Origin of the sequence: Niallia sp. HCP3S3_B10 (genome assembly GCF_052064465.1) — a bacterium.
Taxonomy (GTDB): Bacteria; Bacillota; Bacilli; order Bacillales; family Cytobacillaceae; genus Niallia; species Niallia hominis.
On sequence record NZ_JBQHVO010000015.1, the window covers coordinates 59,826 to 75,154 of the forward strand.

General features: G+C 34.3%; 13 protein-coding genes and 2 pseudogenes. 13 read left to right on the forward strand and 2 right to left on the reverse strand.

The window, feature by feature from the left end; genetic code table 11:
- Window positions 1–89: 89 nt before the first annotated feature.
- From ACTNDN_RS09415 to ACTNDN_RS09445, 7 genes and pseudogenes are all read left to right on the forward strand, one after another.
- Complete coding sequence (locus ACTNDN_RS09415; protein ID WP_109769403.1) at window positions 90–899, forward strand: nucleotidyltransferase; 810 nt, start codon at window positions 90–92, stop codon at window positions 897–899.
- Between the two features lie 297 nt (window positions 900–1,196).
- Window positions 1,197–1,589 (forward strand): annotated as a pseudogene (locus tag ACTNDN_RS09420) (Vgb family protein); the annotation flags it as partial.
- A gap of 37 nt (window positions 1,590–1,626) precedes the next feature.
- Window positions 1,627–1,821 (forward strand): hypothetical protein, encoded by a 195-nt coding sequence (locus ACTNDN_RS09425; RefSeq protein ID WP_349205313.1) that lies wholly within the window; start codon window positions 1,627–1,629, stop codon window positions 1,819–1,821.
- Between the two features lie 74 nt (window positions 1,822–1,895).
- A complete protein-coding gene (locus ACTNDN_RS09430) occupies window positions 1,896–2,801 on the forward strand; it encodes a macrolide 2'-phosphotransferase (protein ID WP_441131151.1) in 906 nt (301 codons plus the stop codon).
- 526 nt (window positions 2,802–3,327) lie between these two features.
- Window positions 3,328–4,134, forward strand: coding sequence for a hypothetical protein (locus ACTNDN_RS09435; protein WP_109769406.1), 807 nt, complete (start codon window positions 3,328–3,330; stop codon window positions 4,132–4,134).
- A 252-nt stretch (window positions 4,135–4,386) separates the two neighbouring features.
- Window positions 4,387–4,431 (forward strand): erythromycin resistance leader peptide, encoded by a 45-nt coding sequence (locus ACTNDN_RS09440; protein ID WP_353964063.1) that lies wholly within the window; start codon window positions 4,387–4,389, stop codon window positions 4,429–4,431.
- 464 nt (window positions 4,432–4,895) lie between these two features.
- Entirely contained in the window at window positions 4,896–6,356 is a 1,461-nt protein-coding gene (locus ACTNDN_RS09445) for an Msr family ABC-F type ribosomal protection protein (protein ID WP_109769203.1), read from the forward strand.
- 602 nt (window positions 6,357–6,958) lie between these two features.
- Here ACTNDN_RS09445 and ACTNDN_RS09450 read toward each other — a convergent pair.
- Window positions 6,959–7,282: pseudogene (locus ACTNDN_RS09450) on the reverse strand (winged helix-turn-helix transcriptional regulator); the annotation flags it as partial.
- A 209-nt stretch (window positions 7,283–7,491) separates the two neighbouring features.
- Between ACTNDN_RS09450 and ACTNDN_RS09455 the strand changes: the two are divergent.
- The 4 genes from ACTNDN_RS09455 (at window position 7,492) to ACTNDN_RS09470 (ending at window position 12,490) form a co-directional block, all read left to right on the forward strand.
- A complete protein-coding gene (locus ACTNDN_RS09455; protein ID WP_235252588.1) occupies window positions 7,492–8,511 on the forward strand; it encodes a zinc-binding alcohol dehydrogenase family protein in 1,020 nt (339 codons plus the stop codon).
- Between the two features lie 589 nt (window positions 8,512–9,100).
- Window positions 9,101–9,331 carry a hypothetical protein gene (locus ACTNDN_RS09460; protein ID WP_251628836.1) on the forward strand — a complete coding sequence of 77 codons (231 nt, stop codon included), beginning with the start codon at window positions 9,101–9,103 and terminating at the stop codon, window positions 9,329–9,331.
- A 70-nt stretch (window positions 9,332–9,401) separates the two neighbouring features.
- Window positions 9,402–10,070: an ABC transporter ATP-binding protein gene (locus ACTNDN_RS09465; protein ID WP_109769206.1), complete on the forward strand. Its 669-nt coding sequence runs from the start codon at window positions 9,402–9,404 to the stop codon at window positions 10,068–10,070.
- Window positions 10,067–12,490, forward strand: coding sequence for an ABC transporter permease (locus tag ACTNDN_RS09470; RefSeq protein WP_109769207.1), 2,424 nt, complete (start codon window positions 10,067–10,069; stop codon window positions 12,488–12,490). The genes ACTNDN_RS09465 and ACTNDN_RS09470 overlap by 4 nt, the downstream gene beginning before the upstream one ends.
- Window positions 12,491–12,946: 456 nt before the next feature.
- Here the strand turns inward: ACTNDN_RS09470 and ACTNDN_RS09475 are convergent, their stop codons facing one another.
- Entirely contained in the window at window positions 12,947–13,792 is an 846-nt protein-coding gene (locus ACTNDN_RS09475) for an SDR family NAD(P)-dependent oxidoreductase (RefSeq protein WP_268817954.1), read from the reverse strand.
- Between the two features lie 154 nt (window positions 13,793–13,946).
- Between ACTNDN_RS09475 and ACTNDN_RS09480 the strand changes: the two genes are divergently transcribed.
- Both ACTNDN_RS09480 and ACTNDN_RS09485 read left to right on the forward strand, forming a co-directional pair.
- On the forward strand, window positions 13,947–14,492 hold the full coding sequence (locus ACTNDN_RS09480; RefSeq protein ID WP_109769209.1) for a TetR/AcrR family transcriptional regulator: 546 nt from the start codon (window positions 13,947–13,949) through the stop codon (window positions 14,490–14,492).
- Between the two features lie 66 nt (window positions 14,493–14,558).
- The gene (locus ACTNDN_RS09485) at window positions 14,559–15,134 is read left to right on the forward strand and encodes a helix-turn-helix transcriptional regulator (RefSeq protein WP_109769210.1); all 576 of its coding nucleotides are present in this window, start codon (window positions 14,559–14,561) and stop codon (window positions 15,132–15,134) included.
- Window positions 15,135–15,329: the final 195 nt, after the last annotated feature.

A 15,329-nucleotide genomic window follows, 5' to 3' on the forward strand; every position in this document is an offset into this window, starting at 1 on the left:
AAGGAGCATTAACTATGTGTTGTTCATGTTGTCCGGTAGTAGATATACAAACTTCTTTAAATATTAAAATTTAGGAGGATGTATTGTATATGTTACTACAGGAAAATTTAATAAATAAATTTAAGGGAAAATGTGAGCGTGATATTCGAATATCGGCATGTATGATGTACGGTTCTTTTACGAAAGGTGAAGGAGATCAATACTCTGATATTGAGTTCTATATTTTTCTCAAAGATAAACAGGTTCATGATTTTAAATCTTCTGATTGGTTGATGGATGTTGAACCTTATGATTTACTCTTTTTTAACGAATTTGGAACAGAAGTTGTTGTGTTTAGTAATCTTATTAGAGGTGAATTTCACTTTCTTTCAGAGTCTGATATGGATATAATTAAGTCTTTTAAAGACACAGGGGTTTTTCCTGACACAGAATCCATGTTTATCTATGACTCGACTGGTAAATTAAAGGGATATTTAGATTTCCTAAAAGGTGATGGACCAGAAAGAAAGACAAATGATAATGTGAATTTTGCATTTAATAACTTGGTTAATGCATGGCTTATGGGTGTGAATATTCTAAAAAGAGGAGAATACGCTCGTGCATTAGAAAGTTTATCTTATGTACAGAAATATGTATTACAATTGATTAGAATTCGGGAAAATAATGTAGAACGTTGGTTAAATGCTACAAAAAACTTGGAATACGATCTTTCAGAAGAGGCGTATGCGGAGTATGTTTCCATTACATCCAAGTTAGATGAGGAAGAATTATATCGTACCTATTCTAATGCATTGCATGTAGTTGAAGGGTTGGTTCTTGTACTTGCTGATTACTACCAATTTGACATTAATTTAAAGTTTTTAAAAAAATTACATTTACAATTAACGAATTGGTCTTAAATAATGTAAAGTAATTATTGAAAGGGTGAATAAATACACATGATCATATAATCCTAATTTTAGAAGAAATCAATAATTTAGTTAATTTATTTTTAGGTTCATTCAGGTAAATTGATGAACACTATTTGTTATTGACTGATTTCTGAGATAGGATTAATGTCATGTGCATTTTGACTTTAGTAGGACTGTTCTCACTGAACATGTTTATTTAAGTATATATTTGCGTTTGAATTTACCTCCTGTCTCGGAATAGAGATTGGGGGTATTTTTTATGGAATATATATATTGCAAGAGTAGTTGGATTTAGAAGATCAAAATACGGGACCGTACGGAGTAGCTGTTTCAAGCAGTGGAGAAGTATGGTTTACACAACACAAAGCAAATAAGATTAGTTGTATTCAGTCGGATGGGAGAGTTGTTGAATACCCAATACCGACCCCGGATGCGAAAGTGTTATGCTTAACAGTATCCTCAGACGATGATGTCTGGTTTACTGAGAATAGAGCAAATAAAATAGGAAGGATTACAAAAGAAGGAATTATTGTTGAGTATCCTTTACCTAATTCGATTTCAGGACCTTATGGTATTACAGAAGGACCGAATAAAAAAATATGGTTTACTGAAATTAATGGAAATCGAATAGGGAATATTTCAAAAGATGGCAACATATGTGAATATGAACTACCTAATTCAGACAGAAATATTATCAAAAATTAAAGGTCCAACAGTGTTTTTAAAAGCAAATACAAATTATGATGGTAACTTATTAGTAGCAGCGTTATCGGATGAGGATGCTGATCGAGTAGTTAGTTTATTAGTTAATGGAAAAAGAATTAATATTGATACTCCTGGACATGATATCCATTACGATAAACCAAAGGAATTTACGGAGGTTCTGGTAAGTTTTTTAAAAGACGTATAAAATTCTATGAATTTTAAAGAACTTCATCGAGACTAATGCTACCAAAGTAATAAAAGATTTGGATGTGATGGTTAATGAGTAAAACAAAAAAAGAAGTATTGGAACTTGCAGAAAAACATGGTCTTGAATTGAAGGAGAATACTTTCGTTTTTAATGAATCAGGAGTAGATTTTCAGGTTGTATTTGCCAAGGATCAAGAAGGAAATGAATGGGTGCTACGTATTCCGAGAAGAAAAGATGTATTTCCTAGAACGAAGGCGGAAAAAATAGCACTGGATTTTATAAATGAGTACGCTGATTTCGAAGCCCCCAATTGGAAAATCTACACAGAAGAGCTTATAGCGTATAAAATGTTGCATGGTGTTCCAGCGGGAACCATCGACCCTGAAGCACAGGCCTATGTATTTGAGATTGATGAAAATAATATACCGGAAAGTTTTTACGAGACGCTTGGGAAAACCCTGGTAATGCTTCATCGTATTCCAAAGGAGAAAGCATCTGAAGCTGGAGTTGTTGTCCAAACTGCAGAGGAAGTTAAACAAAACATGAAAGGACGTATGGATACAGTTAAGGAGAAATTCGGTGTTGGAGAGAAGTTGTGGAATAGGTGGCAAACATGGTTGAATGATGAAGAATTATGGCCAAAAGAAACAGGTCTAATCCATGGAGATTTACACCCAGGACATATTCTCGTTGAAAAATTAGGAAATGTAACGGGGTTAATTGATTGGACAGAAGCCAAGGTGGCGGATATTTCCAGAGATTTCATGGGACATTATAGGGTTTTTGGTGAAGAAGGTCTTGATGCACTCATAAAGGCATACAAAGAAGCTGGAGGATATCATTGGCCTAGGATGAAGGAACATATTATTGAATTAAATGCTACTTTTCCTGTTGATATAGCGGAACTTGCTTTAATATCTGGTCAGGATGAATATGTACAGATGGCAAAAAAGGAATTAGGTTTGACTGGAATGTAACTACATCCCTGCTAAATAGGTGGTTTCCGGACGGTAAAGAAATGGAAAAGTTCAACGGGGAAAACAATATGCAGTTCAATAGTTTTTCAATCAACATCCAATAGGGGGAGTATTCTCAAATCAATACAAATTTGGGCTGGATCTAATAGTGATTCAGTCTATTTCTTTAGGTAATAATGGTGAAATTTACGCCCACTAATTAAGAGAATTCCTTCACTTTCATTTTGTTTTCCTCCCTTTGCTAGTTAATATAAAGTATCCCGTAACGTGAGAGTTAATATGATTTATAAAGTTTTTAATAATTTTTGGTAAGTAGGGAATTATGGAAACTGGGTAACTTCATCCTTTATAGAACCCCATTAACTTACAAAAACGAGCTATTTTTCACTTCAAGGGTTTCCTTTTCTTAGTTTATAAATTTTCTGATATATTGGAGGGATTCCGATAAGAGGTGTTAATGGCGGGATTTATAAGCAAACTATAATAAAAAGAGATGAATATCTTAATGTATTGGAGGATGCTACTCATGAACATCTTAAAAAAATTATTTACTAGCAGCACGACAACAGCCAACAAGAAGATTGTTGCAGTGTATGTTGTATTTCGTGCAATTGCGGTTGTAAACCTTGTCAATAATATAATTTTTATGCAAAGATGGGGAGATGTCTTTATTCTTGCGTTGACGCTCGCCTTATTTGAGATCCCTCAACTTGTAGAACGCTTGTTTAAAATTGAAATTCCCAACTTGTTAGAACTGATCATCATCTTATTTATTTTTAGTTCGACTATTCTGGGGGAACTGAGTGATTTTTATGGTTATTTTAAAATGTGGGATACAGCACTTCATACACTCAATGGCTTTTTAGCTGCAGGTGTCGGTTTCTCGCTAGTCTATTTGTTAAATAAGAATGCCGAGGGTATAAAATTGTCCCCATTATTTCTTGCGATAGTCACTTTCTGTTTTTCGATGACCGTTGGCGTTATGTGGGAGTTTTTTGAATACTCCGCAGACCGTTGGATGAATCTTGATATGCAAAAGGACCGAGTTGTTCAGGAAATTAACAGTGTAAGTCTTGGAGAAGAAAACAAGGTCCTTTATCGTATTGAAAATATCCAACGCACAGTTATAGAAAGTAAAGACGATGGGGGAAATACGATTGAAACCGTTATTGATGCCGGATATCTTGATATTGGAATTATTGATACAATGAAGGATTTATTTGTTAACCTACTTGGTGCTATAGTCTTCAGTGTGTTCGGCTATCTATATGCACAACATGACCAGAAAAAATATAGGTTTGTAAGGAATTTCATACCTAAAAACAGGGAGTAAAGTAAATAAGTTGAACGGGCGGGTTAGTGGTATTAGAAAACCGACTGCATTAAGTACAGTCGGTCTTTTCTAATGTTATAAAATGCTTCAAAACCTAATTATGGGAACCGAAATGATGTTTAAATAAATCATAGCTAAAGTTATTTTAGGTATAAAAGAATAGAAAACCATTAAATACCTTTGACTTCTATTAAAAGACAATCTACAATAAGTAATGAATTATAATGAAACGATAAGGAGGATTATTAAAAAATGACACACTCAATGAGATTTCGTTACCCAACTTTGAACCAGTAATTGAATATGTTCAAAGGCTCTGTTTTGTGTTTACAGAGTAAATGGGATCAGTCTGTCCTTTTTTAATAATCTTCATTTCATATTTGAAAAGTCATTCGTCCATACCAGCAGTTTGTCCTCATCCTTTATTAAAACTTAGGAGCGGGATATTTACTGCTTGTTTTTGACATGATGAAAATATGTAATGTTAAGAAAGGTGGCTTGTTCTACCTTTCTTTATTTTTGTCTAATTTATCTTTCTTTGCTACTGGCTCTTAGCAAGCCTTTAAAAGAATAAGGATGGATCTCTTTCCCTTTACTCAAAATCACAGGCAGATGCTTGTGATTTTTTTATAAAAAAAACAAAAGGAGGAGGCCAAGTATGCAATTCTTATTATTTTATTGATACGAGCTTGAACTTGAATAGAAGCTCGTATCGGTCTAGCTATCGGTACGAAATTATAAAATTTCGGGAGGTAGCAAATATGGAAAAAATATGTTTTGAATTAGAAAATGTCGAAGTGACATATTTAGATAAGGAAGTATTGAAGATTGAAAGATTGGCTGTACATCAATTTGACCGCATAGGTATCGTCGGAAAAAATGGTGCAGGTAAAAGTACGTTATTAAAGTTACTGGCAGGTAAAATTCAACCATCAAGTGGAAAAGTAAATCGCCACGTCGATTGTGGCTATTTTGAGCAACTTGGTACTCCTACAGTTGTAAAAGCTGACGCAGCGTTACTCGGAAGATTAGCTGTTCCACAAAATTCTGAGCAGCTAAGTGGTGGGGAGCAAACAAGGCTGAAACTTGCACAATTGTTTACCCATTATTATGAAGCATTACTAATTGACGAACCGACAACTCACTTAGATCAAGATGGTATTTCATTTTTACTTGATGAATTACGATATTATTATGGAGCTCTCGTATTAATTAGTCATGACCGTGCTGTGTTAGACGAACTTGTCACAACGATTTGGGAGATAAGTGAAGGTAGTGTTCATGTCTATTCAGGAAATTATAGCGAATACATGGAGCAGAAGCAGTTAGAACGTGATCAACAAAGTCAAGCTCACGAACAATATGTAAAAGAGAAAAGCAGACTCGAAAAAGCAGCAGAAGAAAAGATGAAAAAGGCTGAAAAAGTTACGCAAGCGAATGGACGTATGTCCAAAAAAGAAACAAAAGCAATGGCGAATAGAATGTTTGAGACGAAATCAAAAGGTACGAGTCAAAAGGCAGTACAACGAGCAGCAAAAGCGATTGAGCAGAGAGTGGAACAACTTGAGGTGGTTGAAGCCCCAAAGGAGGAACAGATCATTCGTTTTCACCAATCTAGTGCACTTCAATTACACAACAAATTTCCGATTATGGGAGATCGCTTAACGTTAATGGCAGGGGATAAGGTACTTCTTGAAGAAGCGAGTTTTCAGTTTCCATTAAGCATGACGATCGCCATTACAGGAAAGAATGGTTCAGGAAAAACAACTTTGCTTCACCATATATCACAAAAGGGTGAAGGGATTACTTTGTCTCCTAAAGCAGTCATTGGTGTTTATGAACAAATGAATTATCAGTTTATCAAAGATGAAACGGTACTAAACTTTATGAAAGACAGAAGCGATTATAATGAAAGTAAAATTCGATCTGTTCTTCATGCCATGAATTTTACTGGAAATGATTTAAAGAAAAATGTCCGTAATTTAAGCGGTGGAGAGGCAATTCGTCTTGTATTGTGTCAGCTTTTCTTAGGAAGATATAACGTGTTAATATTGGATGAACCCACAAACTTTTTGGATGTTTTCTGTATTGAAGCGTTGGAACGATTTTTAAAAGTATATGAGGGAACTGTTCTTCTTGTATCACATGATCGTACTTTTATTGATAGGGTGGCTGATTGTGTTTATGTTATAGAAGATAAAAAGTTAATATTAAAAAGCTAGTGTAATAATGAGGAGACAGGGGAAACTCTGCTTCCTTCTTTATTCTTTTGTCTATTATATGTCGCTGCCACTTTCTTCTTCCCCATGCTAAAAAGTCGGTACCCAATGCTAAATAGTTGGTATCCAGAGCGGAAGGAAGAGAGAGGAAAAAAGAGCGGGAGAACAATATGTATTCAATCTTGATTCAATCAAAAATCAATATCAATTCGGGGCTGGAATCAACAAGATCCAGTCCTTTTTCTTTTGCCCAATATCCCTTGTCCAATAAGTGTTTCAATCGTTTCTTCAATACAAAACCCGTAGGATTTACAATCTCTATTCAGTGTGTTTCCCAACAGTAAAACCGTCCCAAAATGGCTACATTTCCTTTCTTTTCTCTCGATTCTTTCCTCCATTAAGGTACCAACTTAATAACATTGTCCGAATATTCGATACAACCCAGACGGGTTAATTCGGGTCATTTTCGGGCGTTTTGGGGAAGAACTATATAACATAACGGAATGAAGAAAAAAGGCGAGATAAGAGGGATGGGGTATAGAGCCGTAAGGATTTGAGGGGAGTGAGAGGGACGAAACCGACATTTTAGCAGTTGAATAAAATTCTTTATAATTTTCTCCCCATTCATTCATTAGAGAAATAATTGGTTCTAGCGTTCTCCCAAACTCAGTCAATGAGTATTCAACTTTAGGGGGGATTTCAGGATAAACTTGGCGATGGACAATTCCATCTTCCTCGAGTTCTTTTAATTGGAGAGATAACATTCGTTTAGTAATACCGGGCATTAATCTATTGAATTCATTAAATCGCTTCGTTCCATCTAATAAATAAAATAGAATGACTCCTTTCCATTTACCTCCAATTACATCAAGAGTTCCTTCAACCGGACAGCCTTCGGGGCATCCATACCCTTTCTTTCGATTTCTCATCCGTACTCATACCTTTCTCATTTCTTCTTAGTCTTTAATTCTTAATTAGTAACATAGTTAATATCAGATTACAAGAATGTTAGTACACACTCTTTTCCTTCCATTCCTAATAGGTAACATGGTTGATACCAGATTACAAGAATGTGCGTACTTACCCTTAGCATATTTCTTTTTTATAATAAACATGAATAAAAAAGGAGGGCATTTAAATGAAGGCAGTTGGATTATACAAATATTTACCGATTGAAAGGGAAGAAAGTTTGGTAGATGTTCAATTGGAAAAACCTACACCAACCAAAAGAGATATACTTGTTAAAATTAAAGCTATTTCAATTAATCCGGTCGATGTAAAGGTTCGAGCTCCAAAAGATAAAGAAGAAAAAGAACCAAGGATTTTAGGTTGGGATGCAAGTGGAGTGGTGGAAGAAATCGGATCAGATTGTACAATATTTAAGCCTGGGGATGAAGTCTTTTATTCTGGTGACCTAACACGATCAGGGACTTATAGCGAATATCAATTAGTTGATGAAAGAATTGTTGGATTAAAGCCAAAGTCTTTGAATTTTGCTCAATCAGCTGCGTTACCATTGACATCGATAACAGCATGGGAAAGTTTATTTGATCGATTAATGATAGATATAAATAACCACAAAGAAAATCAATCTAAGAGCATTCTTATTATTGGTGGAGCAGGTGGAGTTGGCTCAATAGCGATTCAATTAGCTAAATTGGCTGGTTTACAAGTGATTGCCACAGCTTCTAGACAGGAGAGTAAGCAACGGGTGAATAAATTAGGTGCTGATTATATCATTAACCATCACGAAAACTTTCGAAATCAACTACAAGAACATGATATAAAAGGCGTTGAATATATTCTATGTTTGAACGAAACAGAGCAGCATTGGCAAAACATGGCCAATATTATTTTCCCGCAAGGAAGTATTTGTTCGATTGTAGAAATGGAAAATCCTATCGACCTTACTGCTTTAAAAAATAAAAGTGTAACGTTTGCTTGGGAATTTATGTTTACAAGATCCATGTATCAAACTACAGACATGATCAAGCAACATGAACTTTTATCCAAACTAAGTAAACTAATAGATGAAGGGAAAGTAACAACAACCCTAACTGAAACACTTAGACCAATTAATGCCGAAACTTTACGTAAAGCACATAAAATAGTAGAAACGGGAAGTATGATTGGCAAAATAGTAGTAGAGAATGAGTAAATGCCTAATGAGACTGTCGTGTACAATAAATTGATTGTCTAAAAAGCAGGCTGTTTAGATGTTTCGAAAAAATCAGGCAATTTATCTATAGGTATAAGAATCTTCAAGAAATCTAATGGTGTATCCATATGGATTAACTGATCATAAAATATCGTTATTAAAAGTGCAGGTTATGACACTGTAAAACATGTCTTCAATGCTAGTAATAATAAATTTTACAGAAAGATGGAATTCATTGGCAGTGAAGATTTAAAGTAATAGCGCTTTATATCTTTTCTACCAAGATGTATCAGAAATAGAGTCTATTGCTTAAGCATTTAGTAGTGAAAAAAGATTTGAATTTAAATAAGATAGATTAGTGTGAATTTTTTGAAAAAATAGTTTACGTGCAATATATTATTTAGTATACTTTAATTGTAAAATATTGGAGGTGGAATTCGAATGAATATAATGAAAAGATTAACGGTTGGTGGATTGGCAATAAGGTATATCTCTAGGAATAGGTTTATCTAACGTATCTGCAGCAATACCAACTGAAGCAAAGATTAGTGGTCCGAAAAATGAAATTATAATTGGTTCTTCTGCTACAATGACTAAAACTATTTCTTGGGGTGGGGGTAACGGAATTTATAATGTAAAGTACCATGATGGTATTACTACTCGATTTACAGATCCTGCTGCTAATTATTATAGTACAACTAGATCATCTACATATCATCTAGGTTCCTTAAGTACCGACAAATGGAACCTTACACTAACTGTTTCATCCGCTGGGGGTGGAACTGCACGTGCAACAGGAACAGTAACACTAAGAAAATAAATGTAAATTCTATGGCACCCTAGTCAACTGACTAGGGTGATTGTAATTAATCAATTTAAGGAGGAACGTCATGATTGATATAAAGTATTTACAAAAGTCATTTTCTGAATCCAATTCCATAATAGAAAATGTATCCTTGTCTATTGAAGAGGGACAGTGGTATACGATCGTAGGCCCTTCGGGTACAGGAAAGTCTACTTTACTTAAATGTATTTCAGGACTTTTAAAGCCTGATAAAGGCGAGGTCTTATATGAGAGAACTAATATTTATCACATGAATGAAAATGCGAGAAGCGAGTATAGAAAAAAAAATATTGGTTTTATATTTCAGGACTTCAAACTTTTGCCCCACTACTCTGTTATTGATAATGTCATGTTACCTCTTATTTATGATTATCCGAAAAAGGAACTATATATTAGAGCGAAAAAATTACTTGAGAGTGTGGGAATTAATAATTCTTTGTTTGCTAGACTGCCAGAATCTTTATCAGGAGGGGAAAAGCAAAGAGTGGGGATTGCTAGAGCTTTAATGGCTAATCCAAAGGTACTGATATGTGATGAACCGACTGGGAACTTAGATATTGAAAATAGAGATAACATTCTGCGCATTCTGATTGAATGCAAAAATAAAGGACAAACGATTATTATTGTAACCCATGATGAGGAAGTTGCGAAACTTGGTGATAAGACCTATAAATTATACAAAGGTAATTTGAAGGAAAACGAGGTATTTGTATGATACGTTTTGCTTGGGTTCGTATTTTAAGCAGAAAGTTGATCTCCATTACCATTTTATTAGCATTTATTGGTTTATATACACTTATTCCATTAGGTTTTCAGAGCACAAAAGAAATTAAGTTAGCAGTTAATCATTCCGTAGAAGAATACGGACGAGGTACATATGACATCCTAGTACGACCAAGTTCTACAAGAACAGATGTTGAAAAAAAATTAGGAATGATTGAAGAGAATTATATCGGTGATGGGGGAGGTGGTATTTCTATTTCTGATTGGGAACAGATTAAAAGAAACCCAGACATAGAATTGGCCGCTCCAGTAGCATCTCTAGGGTATTTTAGTGGTAAAAGGATGTCTATTGAACTTCCAGTATTAAAGGAACCAACAAGATTTTCTTGGCAATTTTATACCTCGGATGGGATTCATAAATATCCTATTGATCAGAAAGAGGAGTTATATTATTTTGATGGTTCGGTTCCAGGAAACATACAATATATTGACGCTTCGTATCCAAATTCATTAACAGGTGTAGCAATGACAGTCCTAATGCCTTTTAATTATTATCTATTAGCTGCTATTGATGTTGAGAGCGAAAGTAAGTTAACTGGAATTGACTATTCTGAATTAGATAAAGAGATTAATGATATTGAATTTAAAGAAGTTCGGGAAAGTTTAGGAAATCCACCCGTTATCAAAGTTATACAGCGGCATGATATAAATATTCCATTATATATGACTGTGAAGACAGATAGGATAGATGTAGATCTCGGAGAATATCAGGAGAAATTAGGCCTGATGAAAGATGACTCACTATTAATGGGCTATGAAAAACCTGAAAAAATGGAGCAAGTAATTAATGAACTATCTAAAGCTAAAGTGCTTGATAATAGAGAATATAATTTAGATTTATCTAAATTCCAAAAACCGTTTGAGGGGACAGCTGTAAAGATTGGGGAGGATTTCAGTATAAGTGAGACTGATCGCTTTATGTCTGACCAAGATACCTCGATTTATTACATAGCATCAAAAATCAACTATAAAATAAATGAAAATAATCTAGAAGTGCCCATACTTGAAGATGGACCTCCCCCAATATATAAAACAGTAAATAAAAAGGGGATAAGTGCCTATCAAAGTCAAAAGGTGCCCTTTATTATTGAACAAGTGGGAGAATTTTCACCTAATAAGGATACTAACCAGTTAGCTTCAAGCCCATTAGGTATATATTCTACCACAGAGTCAAAAAGCTTAGACGGTAAAGTGGTACAATCTACAATCTTTCCTGGAAGCTTTATTCCTACACCAGCGAGCGGGATAACAACCCTGGAAGCTGCTGAAATGGTAAAAGGTCAAAAACCGATTGATGCAATAAGGATCAAAGTGGCCGGGATAAATAAATATAACGTGGATGCTCAAGAGAAAATTGAACAAGTTGCAATAGACCTACTAAAATCTGGTTATGAAGTGGATATTGTTGCTGGTTCCTCTTTTAAACAAATGAGATTAGATGTTGAAGGTTTAGGCCAGATACTGGAGCCTTGGACAACTCTAGGGGTAGCACAAGAGCTGAGTGAAAATTGGAATCACATGTCCGTGATTTCTTTCATATTATTTTCTCTTTTTGGGTTTCTTTGGTTATATTCAAGAGTAACTTTTGAAAAAAAAGCCTTATATAAGGAAGATGAGTTACTATATCTATTAGGGTGGAAAAGGAAATTTATTTTTCTACGGAACTGTCTTGAACAATTTATTATTATTACTATTGGGTATGTAGTTAGCATTATTTTATTTACTCTATTCAAACAAGATGCATTCCCTTATTTACTCTCTTCATTATTATGGTTCCTAACCGTGGTCATGGTATGTTTATTATTTTTAAGAAATGGATCAGGGAATAAAACTAGGATAATGGAATATAAGAAAGTTCCAGCAATTATTCATTATAAAGAGTTTATATTACCAACCATTTTGGTTTTGTTCATTTCGATTATACTACTGATTATTCAGATATCTAACTTAGGATATTCCATTGAAAAAGCTAAGGAAACAACACTAGGTCAATTTACAATGGATGAAACATTAATCATACAAATTTCCATTATAGTGATAACCGTACTGCTTTCTTACCTAGCAGTTAGTGAGAGTATTACAGCACTCCTTCAATACCGAGCGAAGGAATTTTCTATGTACCATATTATTGGGTGGACTAAAGGTCGTATATTGATTCATTTCTCTAAAGAAATCTCTCTCTGGTCAGGAGTCCCAATTGTTTTAGGGGTTCTTTTAGGAAGTTTGATTTTATTTGGAATGAATGTTTCATACAGTTGGATTTTTATTAGTATATTAATCTCTATAGGTATTTTATCAATTGCAATCGTCGTGACTACCATTACAAAATTAAAACCGTTTAGCAAGGGATAGCCTTGAATTAGTTTTTTTACCAATTTGTATCAAATAAATTGTGTTTCGGATTCAAAACATAATTAACTTCACTCTTACAGTGACACTCAAGGAAAATGGAATGCTGAGTGTTGTGGATAAATTAAGCTAGCAATTATGAGTTTTGATACTATTGGTCGATATCTGAACTAGAGTTAAGGATAAAATACACTTCATCTTTTATTAGATGAGGTGTATTTTGTACAATCAAATATTCAGCAATAATTAAAAAGATAATACAAGGAAAATCACTCTTTGTCGATGAGATTCATATTAGATTACAAGACATGAAGAGGAGGACTATTAATCAAAATGAAGGAAAAACATATTTGAGTATATCAGTAGAGTAAAATTTATTCATATGAGATTATAAACTATAATCAAACTTTATTCGAAACACCCCCTAAATATCCTGCAAACCTTCTTTTTATTATCTCTCTACTCCTCACTATTCAAGAATTCCCTCACATAAATCCTGTGTACTCCCTCTAAAATAAGGGAACTATATTCAGAAAATTTAACCTTCGTGCTTTTCCCTTTAATAATAAAGTCCCCAGAAACTGCTCCAGTCTTATCCATTGCGGCATCGTAGAGTAAAGCAGCCCCTTTTGTGGGTGGGGAAAAGAAAAACTTCATCAATGGTTTTATATAAAAGGGGATACCTGATTTTTTTTCTTTCCGCAACGTATTGTTACTCCCGGGGTCTACACTTAGAAACCGGAATCCATTGGCACTCTCCCTTTTTGCTATTTCTTTTGTCCATAAAGATAAAGCTAGCTTTGCTGTCGCATAGGGACCGAATAACTTTTTAAAGGAAGATGGGTTTTCCAATGTATCTGGATCAAACTGTTTCACTCGAAGGATGACAGCGGGAGATGTATTAACAATTGTCTTATCTTCTCCCATTTCAAATAAAGGGGATAGTTCTTTAAAAATAATATAAGGCACTACTGTCTGAAGTTCATAATGTAGTTCGCGATTTTGCTTAGAAAATAACAACGAAGGAAAGCTGCCGCCAGCGTTATTGAAAAGGAAATCTATTTTCTTCTCCGTTGCTTTTATTTCTTCCAGCGCTTTTTTTAGACTGTTAAAATCAGATAAATCTGCTTTATAAATTCGTAACTGTCCTGTAGTAATTTTTGATTGAATAAAGTTGTCGTCCTTTGAAAAAGAAGAACGTATTAATGCAATAACTTGACTCCCTTCTGCTAGCATTTTTTTGGTTAACTGTAGACCAATCCCATTATTGGCTCCAGTAATGATTACTATTTTTCCTGTTTCCAAAATAATTCCCTCCGATATTAAATAATTTTATAAATGAGCAATTGACACTTAAGTTACATTTGTCACTTAGTTTGAAAGAATTGTATAATAAATTTAAGCAAAGAAAAAGTAAATAATTTTTTTATGTGACACAGGAAAGGAAATTGGTGCATAAATGGATAAACGGGTCGAAAGAACACAAAAATTATTGCTGCAAAGTTTAATGATGTTTAATCTTAAGAATAAAAACTTTTATGAGCTTTCCATCCGAGATTTATGCGAGGAAGCTGGAATTGCAAGGCAAACTTTTTACAGAAATTATTTAGTGAAAGAAGACATCATTATAAGACAGATATCCAATGTCATGAGTGATTTTAGGTCGGTTTTAAAGCAGCAATCTTTTAACGCTTCAGGCTTTATTCAACTACTAATTCAATTTTGGAAACAAAATCAAGAGACATTTGCATTAATTGAATGGGCTGGCATTAGTAATGAATTTATTCGCCAGTTAGCTAATTTTAATAAGCTTGTAATGGAGCAACATAAAGCATTTGGTAAAAATAGTGATTATATTGCAAACTATTATGCAGGCGCTACTTATATGTTTTTAAAGACATTTATGGAAAAGGATGATTTTAGCAAAGAGGCTTATGCCAAAGGAGCGGCGGTTTATAATCAGTTAACTAACCAATGTAAAGGTTTGTTTGAACCACTTAATTAGGTATGGAGTTAAGCTCATAACACAGGAAAATAATAATTTCCATAATAGGATAAATGGAGGATTAAAATGAATAGAGAAATAGATGATTCAAAACAGGTAGTTATTCAAGTTGGAGCAGTGCTTAAAAAATTGCGTAAAGAAAGACAGTTGAGTCTCGAAAATTTATCTGAGATATCAGGTGTAAGTAAGCTGACGCTGGGGAATATTGAGCGGGGAGAAACTAATCCAACAATTGGGGTTTTGTGGAAGATTTCGAAAAGTTTATCGATCCCTCTTATGGCGTTATTTTCCTCAGGAAGCAGTGTAAATGTATCGCGAGCTGGGAGCGGGTTAAGAATTTTTGGAGATGATGGCAATTGGGCAGTGGAGCCAATTTTTCAAAATCCAAATCCAAATAATGAGATAGAAATGTGTCGAGCATATTTACAACCGCATAGTTCCTATTATCCGGAAAGGCATCACCCCAATACGACTGAACTTGCTACTGTGATGGCAGGAACGATAACCATTAATGTAAATAAAGAGTCATATATCTTAAATGAATATGATTCTATTAGTTTTGATGCAAATGAAACACATTCTTATATAAATGAGACGAACGATGTTGTAGTTCTCCATATATTATTAAAATACGGAGTCTAATCATTTCCCTCTATTATCCAAAAGGATAGAGGGTTTTTGATTTTCAAGTATGAGTAAAATGTTTGTGGGAGAATAAATATCCTTTTTGTCTAGTTGGGGGACTCGTCCCCCAACTAGACAAAAAGGCCACCAAGCGAGAGCGCGGTAGCTGGAAAAAATTAAGCATTAAAAAAGAGAGCTTCCTTTTGTAAAGTA